The organism is Secundilactobacillus muriivasis, assembly GCF_054785195.1.
The window spans coordinates 1-11890 of record NZ_BAABMI010000082.1 but is presented as its reverse complement, the minus strand read 5'-3'; the positions used below and the strand labels follow the sequence as shown (position 1 = coordinate 11890).

Annotated in this window: 9 protein-coding genes; 2 read left to right on the top strand and 7 right to left on the bottom strand. The window is 46.8% G+C overall.

Annotated features, from left to right (window positions below; translation table 11 throughout):
- Positions 1–375 precede the first annotated feature (375 nt).
- The 4 genes from gltX to ACYVR3_RS15230 form a co-directional block, all read right to left on the bottom strand.
- Complete coding sequence (gene gltX, locus ACYVR3_RS15245; protein WP_054737488.1) at positions 376–1863, bottom strand: glutamate--tRNA ligase; 1488 nt, start codon at positions 1861–1863, stop codon at positions 376–378.
- Positions 1864–2077: 214 nt separating this feature from the next.
- Positions 2078–3256 (bottom strand): PIN/TRAM domain-containing protein, encoded by a 1179-nt coding sequence (locus ACYVR3_RS15240; RefSeq protein WP_054737487.1) that lies wholly within the window; start codon positions 3254–3256, stop codon positions 2078–2080.
- 25 nt (positions 3257–3281) lie between these two features.
- Complete coding sequence (gene radA / locus ACYVR3_RS15235; protein WP_461244912.1) at positions 3282–4661, bottom strand: DNA repair protein RadA; 1380 nt, start codon at positions 4659–4661, stop codon at positions 3282–3284.
- 111 nt (positions 4662–4772) lie between these two features.
- Positions 4773–5309, bottom strand: coding sequence for a dCTP deaminase/dUTPase family protein (locus tag ACYVR3_RS15230; RefSeq protein ID WP_461244911.1), 537 nt, complete (start codon positions 5307–5309; stop codon positions 4773–4775).
- Between the two features lie 143 nt (positions 5310–5452).
- On the opposite strand from ACYVR3_RS15230, the gene ACYVR3_RS15225 reads away from it, so the two are divergent.
- Positions 5453–6802 carry a C1 family peptidase gene (locus ACYVR3_RS15225; protein WP_461244910.1) on the top strand — a complete coding sequence of 450 codons (1350 nt, stop codon included), beginning with the start codon at positions 5453–5455 and terminating at the stop codon, positions 6800–6802.
- Positions 6803–7242: 440 nt separating this feature from the next.
- Here the strand turns inward: ACYVR3_RS15225 and ACYVR3_RS15220 are convergent, their stop codons facing one another.
- The 3 genes from ACYVR3_RS15220 to ACYVR3_RS15210 form a co-directional block, all read right to left on the bottom strand.
- Complete coding sequence (locus tag ACYVR3_RS15220) at positions 7243–7926, bottom strand: 2,3-bisphosphoglycerate-dependent phosphoglycerate mutase (RefSeq protein ID WP_461244909.1); 684 nt, start codon at positions 7924–7926, stop codon at positions 7243–7245.
- A gap of 184 nt (positions 7927–8110) precedes the next feature.
- Positions 8111–9154 carry a DMT family transporter gene (locus ACYVR3_RS15215; RefSeq protein ID WP_300563181.1) on the bottom strand — a complete coding sequence of 348 codons (1044 nt, stop codon included), beginning with the start codon at positions 9152–9154 and terminating at the stop codon, positions 8111–8113.
- Positions 9155–9216: 62 nt separating this feature from the next.
- Positions 9217–10170, bottom strand: a complete 954-nt coding sequence (locus tag ACYVR3_RS15210) for an AEC family transporter (protein ID WP_300563179.1) — start codon at positions 10168–10170, stop codon at positions 9217–9219.
- Positions 10171–10659: 489 nt separating this feature from the next.
- Here ACYVR3_RS15210 and ACYVR3_RS15205 point away from each other — a divergent pair, with 489 nt between their 5' ends.
- Positions 10660–11736 (top strand): LCP family glycopolymer transferase, encoded by a 1077-nt coding sequence (locus ACYVR3_RS15205; RefSeq protein ID WP_461244908.1) that lies wholly within the window; start codon positions 10660–10662, stop codon positions 11734–11736.
- The last annotated feature ends 154 nt before the right edge of the window (positions 11737–11890 follow it).

The following is an 11890-nucleotide window of genomic DNA, read 5'->3' as shown; positions in this document are numbered from 1 at the left end:
TCGGCTGTAGCGCAACCACGTAGCGGGAGGCGGAGGCGCGCGGGGCTCAGCAGTGTCGGTATGACTTAAGCAGTCGTAGTTCGTGGGGTTCGGACTGCGACTGCTTTAGTCATACGCGGGTCCGGAGAGATCCGGCATGGGCGCTTTTTGCCCATTCCTAGCTCGTAGGCCCGCGATCCAGCGAAGCTTGGAAGCCTATCTGGCCACTGCGTTCCAGTCCCCGCATAGCGCCGGAGCCTCCCGCGGCATCTTCCCACTATAGAAAACCAGAATCACTTCACAAACTAAACATGCTTACGCTGGACACAATCGAAAATAAAACAAAAAACGAGAACCCCACACAAAGAGTTCCCGTTCACTGTTTGCAAGTTTCAATTATTGAATCTGTGCTAACGTTTGTGCCACGTGTTCGAGTGCCTTGTCGCGACCAATCAATTCGATTGATTCTGGCAATTCTGGCCCGTGCATTTCGTGGGTAACGGCGATTCGGATTGGCATCCAGAGCTTACGACCCTTGATACCGGTGTCCTTTTGAATGGCCTTGATCGTCTGTAAAATCTTGACCGTATCAAAGATTGGTAAGTCCTTGATCCGTTCAGCAAATTCCTTCAACACGATTGGGGCGGTGTCGTTTGAAATTTCTTCCAAAGCTTCGCCACTGACTTGTTCTGGTTCGTTGAAGAACACAGAAGCCATGTCGTTGATTTGCGCCATGTAGCTCATTTGTTGCTTGTAAACGTTGATCAACTTACGTGCCCATTCAACCGTTGGGGCATCTGGGTTCTCAGGTAAGTTGCCTGCTTCGATCAATTGTTGCAAAGCAAGGTCCATGACAACGTCTTCGTCAGATGACTTCACGTATTGGTTGTTGATCCATTCCAACTTCTTCTTATCGAAGGTTGCTGGTGACTTGCTCAACCGCTTTTCGTCGTACATCTTAACGAATTCTTTCAATGAGAAGATTTCGTCTTCGCCAACTGGTGACCAGCCTAAAAGGATGATGAAGTTCAACAAAGCGTCTGGCAAGTAGCCCAACTTCCGGTACTGTTCAATAAATTGAAGCACCGTTTCGTCACGCTTCGACAACTTCTTACCCGTATCCTTGCTGATGATCAAGCTCATGTGGCCGAACTTAGGTGCTTCCCAGCCAAATGCTTCGTAGATCATCAATTGCTTAGGGGTGTTGGCCACGTGGTCATCCCCACGGAAAACGTGGCTGATCTTCATCAAATGGTCATCCAAAACAACCGCAAAGTTGTAGGTTGGAATGCCATCCGCCTTCACGATCACGAAGTCGCCACCGATGGTATCAGAATCAAAGGAAACGTTGCCCTTAACCATGTCATCCCAAGCATACGTCTTGTGTTCTGGGACGTGGAACCGGATAACTGGCTTTAAGCCCTTGGCTTCAGCTTCAGCCATCTTGGCGTCACGTTCTTCGGCGGTCAATCCTTCATATTCGTATTCGTAGTGTGGCATCTCGTGACGGGCCCGTTGGGCTTCACGGTCAGCTTCAAGTTCGTCTTCGGTCTTGTAAGACTTGTAGGCCTTGCCTTCTGCTAACAATTGTTCAATGTATGGCTTGTAAAGTTCAGACCGTTCTGATTGACGGTAAGGACCCACGTCACCTGGTTTGTCGGGACCTTCATCCCAGTCCAACCCCAACCACTTTAAGTTATCGAGTTGGCTCTTTTCGCCATCTGCGACGTTCCGTTTCGTATCGGTATCCTCGATCCGAATGATAAACTTGCCCTTGTAGTGACGCGCAAACAAGTAGTTAAACAATGCTGTCCGTGCGTTACCAATATGCAAGTGTCCGGTTGGACTTGGTGCATAACGAACGCGAATTGAATCATTTGCCAATGTATTTTCCGCCTCTTTCAAAAATTTTCGACCTGCGAGCTAACCGACATTGGGTCTAGCCCACAAACAGGGGATCCGGTTCCAGTCAACATCGTGTTGATTGGAAGGTATCCCCTGCGTGAGTTTTACCCGTTGTCACCGGCCACGCATCATCGACATCATGTCCTAGTTTACAATGGAATATTCAAAAAGAAAAGTTTGAGCGTCGAATAACTTAATTTTTTCGACTCTTTGGTGCTGTTTTGGCCTTTGCCTTACGGGCGTTGTTCTTAGCAGCGGCCGCTTTTTCGGTAATTTCAGTTGTCGAATGAGCCGGCTTAGCAAAAATCATCCGACCGGCATCCGTTTGAATTGCCGAGGTAACGATAACATCCAGATGGTCATTCAGATAGAAGCGACCGTCTTCAACGACCACCATCGTGCCATCATCCAAGTACGCAACCCCTTGTTGACGCTCGGTACCGTTTTTCACGACCATCACGTTCAAGTGTTCACCCGGAATGACCCGTGGCTTCAGCGCATTAGCCAACGCGTTAATGTTAAGCACTTGAACATTTTGAAATTCAATCACTTTGTTCAAGTTATAATCATTGGTTACGATGACCCCGTTAACTTCCTTAGCCAAACGGATCAACTTGCTATCCACTTCCGGAATATCTTCGTAATCACCTTCGTACATCTCGACTGGCACTAAGTTTTCATTTTGAAGTTTATTCAAAATATCCAACCCTCGCCGGCCACGAACCCGTTTGATGCTATCGCTTGAATCCGCAATGTACTGCAGTTCATACAGCACGAAGTTGGGCACCAATAACGTCCCTTCAATGAAGCCAGTCTTCACAAGGTCGTAAATTCGGCCATCGATCAAGATATTGGTATCCAAAATCTTGTAGTGGTGGTAATTTTCATCCAGTGGGCGATCAATGATGTTTTCACCATCGTCCGCTTTCTTACCCCGAAATTGGAATAACTTTCGCCATTCATCCCGTTTGGTCGTCCCCATTCGGAACCCGAGGTAACCAAACAAGATCATCAGGATGATTGGCACGATGCCACCAAAGAAGACTGAATCAATCCGCGTCAACGGTGTCGAAATCAAAATGGCAAAAATCAAGCCGATAATGGTCGACACGCTCCCAAACAATAGGTATGACGGGCTCTTTGACGTCAACGTTTTTTCAAACTGGTTGATCAAGCGCTCAATTGAACCTGAAAGAATAAGGGATAATAGCCAAAGCACGAGCGCCCCGATCAACGGGTTTGAAATTTCATTGTTATACCACGTACGCGTCGTTAATCCGGTCAGTGCCCAGCATGCCGGTAAGTAAACGGCGCCGAGCCCGAGTCCGATAAACGCGAAGATTCCTTGAATAATAAGTCTTTTTTTGTTCAATAACCTTCACCTCCATAAATCTAATCTACGACAAAATCAACTTCAATGCGTCACCAATCGTCGCAACCCCAACCACGTCAATGCCAACGGGTGGCGTCCAGTCCTTCAGATTATTCTTTGGGACATAGATACGCTTAAAGCCCAATTTTTGCGCTTCACTGACCCGACTTTCAATTCGGTTGACCCGCCGAATCTCACCCGTCAGGCCAATTTCACCAACGTAACATTCACTTGGATCAGTGCCTTGATCGCGGTAAGAACTGGCGATACTAATCGCCAATGCAAGGTCAACAGCGGGTTCGTCCAACTTAACGCCACCAGCCGCTTTCAAATAAGCATCCTGGTTTTGAAGCATCAGATTGGCCCGTTTTTCCAGCACTGCCATGATTAATGAAACCCGATTACGATCAATCCCAGACGATGTTCGCTGTGCATTTCCGAAGACGGATGGTGTCAACAACGCTTGAATTTCGACCAAGATTGGCCGAGTCCCTTCCATCGACACAACGATGGCTGATCCGGTAGCATCCGCCAGTCGCTCTTCCAAGAAGATTTCAGAGGGATTCGACACTTCTTTTAGACCCGTTTCCTGCATCTCAAAGATGCCAAGCTCGTTGGTTGAGCCAAACCGGTTCTTCACTGCCCGCAAGATTCGGTAAGTGTGGTGTAAGTCGCCTTCAAAATACAGCACGGTATCCACCATATGTTCCAAAATCTTCGGCCCAGCAATCGCGCCGCCCTTTGTAACGTGACCGACAACAAAAATGGTAATGCCCTGCGACTTCGCAATTCGCATTAACTCCGCCGTGACTTGGCGAATCTGAGACACCGAACCAATGGCGGAACTGATCTCTGGTTCGGACATCGTTTGCACCGAGTCGATCACCACGTAATCGGGCTTCATCTCGTCAATACTCTCCCGAATCCGACTCATATCGGTTTCAGGATATAAATAGAGGTTGTCACTCGAAACGCTTAATCGATTGGCACGCATTTTAATTTGGTTAGCACTTTCTTCACCGGAAACGTAAAGGACGGTTCCGCCAGTCTGACTCAACTGACCAGAAACCTGAAGTAAAAGGGTTGATTTTCCGATTCCGGGATCCCCACCGATCAATACGAGGGAGCCCGGCACCACGCCACCACCGAGAACCCGGTTTAATTCCGCTAACTGCGTCTTGACTCGAGGTTCGCGTTGCGTTGACACTGCTGATAACTTTTCGGGTTTGCTAACCCGACCGCCAACCAGCGTCGTCGTTGCATGTTGCACACTTGGTATCACAGAAGGGGCAACAACTTCTTCAACTAATGTGTTCCACTTGCCACAGTTTGGGCAGCGTCCCAAAAATCGGGGTGCTTGATAGCCACATTCTTGACATACAAATTGGGTTTTGCTCTTTGCCAATCCATTCTCTCCCTTAAATCGTTACCTTTGACTTTTACTAACCAATACTATTCTAGCATAGTGCACGGCAATTGAAACAGCTCCAACTTGAGTTTTAAACGCTTCTTAAAATTACTTCCCAGAAGACCCAAAACCACCCTGTCGTTCCGCTTGCGGTTGCCGTTCTTCATCGGCTAACAAGTAGTTCATGAAGATGCCTTGGCCAATTCGTTCGCCCTGTTTCAAGTGCACATCTGCCAGGCCGAAATTCAACACTTGCATGAAAATTTCGCCTTCGTTGTTCTCATTGTTATAGTAATCTGCATCGATTACCCCAATCCCATTAGGAATCACCAATCCGCGCTTCAACGGATTACTTGAGCGATTAGCTAAAATTAGTACTTCATCGCCACCCATGTAAGCCTTGATGCCGGTTGGGACTAAATACGGCTTCAAAATACGCTTTGCTTTTTGCGCCTGAACGTCATCCACAGCACTCTCGTGACGAATCGCCCAAAGGACCTTCAAAAAATCAAGCTTCCAAATCGACGGCACTGTAAAGTCGGTTGCACTTTCGAAATCATACCCAGCCGCCCGCTTCGTTGTGCGGTACGGTAGGTTTAGGCCAGCGTTGCGGTATTTTGAAACAATTTCAAATCCACGTGTCATTTTACTCGCTCCTTAAAAGTTTAGTTGCGTCATACTATCTAAATACATCACACCAATGTCTCCCCATCTTACACTATTTACTCGCTACCAAGCAACGAAATGCGGTACAATATAAGCCATAACGATTAAGGAGCGTGATGAATTTGACTCAATCTTCTAAAGCTGCTATCAGCAGCAACCAAATTGCGCGTTATCAGGCTCAATTTGCCGAACGCAAGGACGCAAAAGTCATCGAACGCGCAGTGACCCACCAAGGGATTTTAGCTACCAGTGCGGACTACGCCTCAGATACTGATATGACGCCGGTCTTTTCAATTGATTTGGACACCGGTAAAGTAGCCAACCAAAAACAAAGTGGTCGTTGTTGGATGTTTGCCGCCCTTAACACCATGCGGCACCACTTAGCCGACCTCTTTAAACTGACCGACTTCGAGCTTTCACAAAACTACACCTTTTTCTGGGACAAGTTCGAAAAATCAAACTACTTCTACCAAAACGTGTTAAACACCGCTGACCAACCATTGGACAGCCGGAAAGTGGCCTTCCTAATGGCTACCCCACAACAAGATGGCGGTCAATGGGATATGTTGTGTGCCATCATCGAAAAGTACGGCATCGTGCCTAAGTCAGTGATGCCCGAAACTTACAGCAGCTCTAAGTCCAACGAACTGAACGGCACGTTGAACAAAAAGCTGCGTAAGGATGCCGTCACGTTACGTCAATTAGTTGCAGACGGTGCCAGCGAAGCCGACATTGCCAGCAATCGTGACCGGATGCTAGGTGAAGTTTACCGCCTCCTTTGCTACACCCTCGGCGAACCTGCCCAACAATTCGATTTCGAATATCGCGATGACGATAAGAACTACCACTTAGATCAAAATCTGACCCCTAAGTCTTTCTACGACAAATACGTGGGCTGGGACCTCAACGACTACGTGTCAATTATCAACGGTCCAACCGCTGACAAGCCTTACAACAAAACGTACACCGTTGAAATGTTAGGCAACGTTTTGGGTGGTCGCGAAGTGAAGCACTTAAACGTCACGATCGACGACTTTAAGCAATTAGCCATCAAGCAACTTCAAGATGGTCAAAGTGTCTGGTTCGGCTGTGATGTTGGTCAAAGCTCTGATCGCCAAAAGGGGATCATGGACCTGAACGCCTACAATAAAAACGCCCTCTTAGACATGGATCTAACCATGACTAAGGCGCAACGTCTTGACTACGGTGAAAGTCTTATGACCCACGCCATGGTTATCACCGGTGTAGACCTCGTTGACGGCCAACCAACCAAGTGGAAGGTCGAAAACAGTTGGGGCGAAAAGGTCGGCACTAAGGGTTACTTCGTCATGAGTGATCGTTGGCTCGAAGAATACTGCTACCAAATCGTCATCAACAAGAAGTACCTCAGTGATGAACTGAAACAAGCCCAAGCGCAAACCCCAACGGTCCTCGCACCATGGGATCCAATGGGCGCCTTGGCTTCACATTAACTTATTAACTTAACATTTGAGAACAGCCTCGATTGACCGATATAGGGTCAGTTGAGGCTGTTTTTGGTGTCATTTGTGTCTAGCGTAAGTGTTGGGTGCAATTTGGGTGAAGGCTGTTTGTCATCGCTTCGCTCGCCAAAGCCGCATAAAAATCAGCGCTCTCAGGCTACAAAATTCGGCGTCACTTAAACTATCATTTCTAGGGTTCCTGAAGTTGTGAAAACTTGTCAACCACGCGCTTTCTGGCCACCACGCCGAATGGTGCTGCGCGAGACTGAGAGCTGCATGTAGGGGCACTTCGATAAAACCGCCAGGCCCGGGCGCTTTCACCGAAGTGCCCCTACACACCGCTCTCAACCCGTCTCGCTCCGCACACTGTCGCTGGACACAAACAACAGCAAAAAACCACTTCAACGACTAAACGTCAAAGTGGTTCAATTTCACTTCAAGATAGCTTTCCCAACAGTCTTCGACACAATGTGCAACTGGTCATCCAACTGGTACCGAATCGGTTCTCCGTTGGGCACTTCAAGCTGATCGATATCAGCATCGCTAATTCGTTCCAAGTATTTGATCAGCGCCCGTAACGTGCTACCATGGGCCACTACGAGTTGGTTGTCACCGTTTAGTAGCCGTGGGGCAATCTGATCCTCCCAGTAAGGCATCAGGCGATTATAGGCCATTTCCAGACTCTCACCCCGGGGTTCGGTAACGCCCAAGGCAGCATAGCGTGGATCTTCATCCGGTTGATCAAGCAGTGGCGGTACCGTCTTAAAGCTTCGACGCCAAGTTCGAAACTGGGTCTCACCCACTCGTTGTTTAACGGCCTGCTTTTTCTGTCCACGTAACGCGCCATAGTGCCGTTCATTTAACCGCCAGGATTTCGTTTCAGGAATAAATAACTGATTGATCTCCGCTAAAACGATGTGGGTCGTCGTGATTGCACGTTTCAACATCGACGTATGACAATGGGTAAACTGGATCCCGGATTTCGCCAGCAACTGTCCAGCCTCATGCGCCTGTTGAATGCCCTGTTTCGTCAGGGAAACGTCACTCCAACCTGTAAAAATACCGTCGCGGTTAGCCTCACTTTCACCATGCCGTAAAACGACTAATTCAACCATGTTCGTTCTCTCCTCTGCCTTAATCAGCGTCATACCGCCAATCTTTGTTTCAATCAATTGCTCAATTAAGCACAATTATCAATTAAAAAATAAGCGGCGTTATCATCACTGATAAGACTGCTTATTAATTTGACTCTATTTTACACCCAAATGCAAGCGGTGTTTGTTATCTAACCTTAATTCATTAATGTTGCGTTGGTTGCGTTGATTTAACCAACGTTTCTGGTGATTGAACCGATTCTTGAGCTGCAGCAACTTCCGCTGTAACGTCATCTTGATTAAGCAAGTGCGATTCGCGCGCCTTGATCCGGTTCCCCATAAAGGTGATGACGGATCCGATTAAGATGATCACGATCCCAACAATCGTTTCAACTGAGATATGCTCGCCTAAGATCAGCGCCGCTAAGATTGGTGCCAACCCTGGTTTGATAAAGAAGACCAGTGAAGCCGTCGATACATCGGAACGTTCCATTGCCAAGAAGTAAAAGGCAAAACCACCACCGGTAACGCAAACCCCGATAAAGAAGAGTAACCAAAAATGGTTCAACGTCACGTTTTGAAGGACTGGAATCCGACTAAATTGTGACAACAAGCCGCCTTGGTCTAACCCGTTGGCAACGGCTGGAATGTGTGTAATCAAGACCAGCACCAGCAATTCAGCAGAACCTGCTAGGAACGTGTAGGCGGTCATCACGATACCGTTAAAGTGATGTTTTACGGAACCATACCGTGAAATGATGCTGTACAACCCAAACGTTAAGGCTGATGAAATCGCCAAAACTAACCCAAGTGGCCGACTAAGATGGCTGGGGTTAACAATCACAAGTAAGCCAATCAACGAGACGATCACGGCAATCAAGTTCGCTCGGCCTAACCGTTCGTGTAGGATGAGGTAGGAAAAAATAAGGGCAAATACTGGATTACAACTGAACAACACAGCAACCGTCGATGCTTCATCGTAGACGATAGCCAGTTGGTATAACGTCATGCTGACGATCACACAGACGAACCCGGTTAAGGCAAACAGCGCCCAGTCACTCAGGTGCACGTGCATCCCCTGTTTCGCATTTGTCCGTAACGCGATTGGCAACAAAACTAGACCACCAACGAAGAAGCGAATCAGATTCAATTGAATCGGACTAAACGCGCTCCCAGCTGACTTCAGTGCAATTTCCATTGAACTAAACATTAACGTTGAAAACGCAATGTATAAAATGGTTTTTCTCAAAACAATGCAGAACCCTTCCTAAACCTCAAGCGACAACAATTATCGGCCATCACTGGCCATGTTTAATGCACACCGTTCAATAATAACATTAAAATTGGAATAACGATCAAACTCATCAACGTGGTTTCCGTTACCATGATCGCCGCAAAACTGGAATCGGCGCCATATAACTTCGACACAACGGGTGCGTTTGTCATGACTGGCATGGCTGATTGAATGATGAACACTTTTTTCATCATGGCAGGCATTGGTGTCGGCAACACAAGCAACGCCATCAAGATGGGCGCCAAAATGAACCGACCACTCAAGATCCCCAAGTTACCACGATTTAACGTCAGGTCATGAAGATCCACGTTCGCGATCGCAATCCCAATGAAGATCATCGATAATGGCACCGTTAACCCACCAATGTAGTTCAAATCTTGCATGATGAAGTTTGGCAGCTTGATTTTGAGTAGCACCAAGACCACCCCAACCATGAAGCCAAGCAATGGTGGCGAGAACACTTTTTTCAAGGTTTGGCCCAGGTTGAATTTGTAATCCCCTTCGCCATCACGTTGAATCAAGTAAACCCCCAACGTCCAGAAAATGGTTGTGTTGGCCATGTAGTACACGAGCACGTATGGCAAACTCTTTGCTTCACCGAATAAAGCGACGTTGACTGGCAAGCCAACAAACACCGTATTGGAATTAAAAAACATTGATTCAAAAAGCCCCCGGTGGCTTTCCTTAATATGTAAAACTTTGGCTACAATGATTGAAACGACGAACAGGATCATCATTGAGACAATTGGGAATCGTAAATCGGGAAGCGTACCAATCAGTCGGTTAAACGAGAACTTACTGACGATGGTGTACGCCATATATGCCGGTAAAGCCACCTGCGTGACCAACCGGGCAATCAACTTACTAGCCGACTCGTTGAACCAACCAAGGTTAGTTAACAAATATCCCAATGCAATCATGATCAGGATCTCGACCACGCCCGCCACACTCCGAGCGAACAACAGCAGCATAATTGAATCACCCCTTTCACATCAAAAATTAATTTTTATTATAGCACATCACGGCAGGACTTTTCAGGCTTTTCAGAATACAACCGCTTACATAAACTAATTTCCCCACTAAAATGAAGTCATTCCCATTCATTTTTAATCTTATGGATGATTGACCTCGCTTTCTTTCCGTAGCAAAGTGACCTTAAATCGACCTAAAAAAATCATAACCGGCCGTTTTTTTGGATAATTTTATTTACGCCGCGCTTATTTTATGATGTAATGGTACAGTTAGACTAGAAAAATAAACGCCATTATTGACACGGCCGGAACGCCAGTAATTAGCTGGTTACAGGGAATTAACTGCACCTGCTCTAAATCTCCTCGGTTGTGGTTGATAGACGAACGGTTGTATTTTGTTAAAATCCGTTTAAACTTTACTAGATTGTAACTTTATGTAACGATTTTGACATATAATGCAAAAAGATTTTACAAAGGCGAGGAAAATTTATGGCATCGAATAATTCAAATCAAAACCAACCTGAATCAGGTTACCGACGGAGTGACCGCCAGCACTTTAAACCCCGTAGACGACATCGCGGGCTACTATGGAGCTTATTGATTGTAGTTTTAATCTTGGTCACGGGGGGCGTCGCTTACGGTTATCACGTTTATAATGATGCCAAGAACACGTTCGACAAGACCTATGAACAAGGTCAAGTCAATAAGTTACGAAACGTCTCTAAAGTGATTTCAAGTGGTAAGCCGTTCTCAATTCTGCTACTTGGGACTGACACGGGCGCGTTAGGTCGAAGCGATACCGGGCGAACTGATACCCTGATTGTTGCAACGATCAACCCGCAAAAGCAAACGGCTTACCTCACAAGTATTCCCCGGGATACTCGAGTTCAAGTTAAGGGCGATACCCAAGGCTACGAAAAGATCAACGCCGCTTATACGATCGGTGGACCGGCAACGGCCGTTGATACGGTTCAGACCTTGCTTGATATTCCAATCGACTACTACGCCATTGTTAACATGGGTGGGCTCGAAAAGATGGTTGATGCCGTTGGTGGTATCGACTTAACCCCTAACATGACCTTCAAGTATGGTCACGCGAACGTGGTCAAGGGACAAAAGATTCATTTAAACGGGAAGCAAGCGTTAGACTACTCCCGGATGCGTTACGATGATCCGTTAGGTGACTACGGTCGGCAAAAACGGCAACGTCAAGTTCTTCAAAAATTAGTGGTCAAGGGTGTCGGCATTTCGTCAATCACCCGCTACAAGCAAATTTTGACCTCTCTTAACGGCAACATGAAAACTGACATGTCCTTCGATGACATGATTGCTGTTCGAACCAAGTACGGCGATGCCACCCACCACATCAAGTCTGAAACCCTTCAAGGCCAAGACGCAATGATCGATGGCATCTCCTACCAGATTCCAACTATGAAGGAATTACAACTTGTGTCGAACCACATTCGTCGCACCTTAAACTTAAAAGACTCAACTAAACTCACCGCAACCTCAACGGGTACTGGTGATAACAGTAACTACACGACCTCGTCAGCTACTGGGTATTAATTAATAAAACACGCATGCCAATCAAAATTAGGTTGGTATACGTGTTTTTGTTTGTTGTCGTTTGCGTTTGTTGTCGTTTGTGTCCAACGTAAGTGTACGGAGTTTGTGAAATTTGGCTTCGTTTGCGCGTTAATCATGGGTTACATTGTGGAAG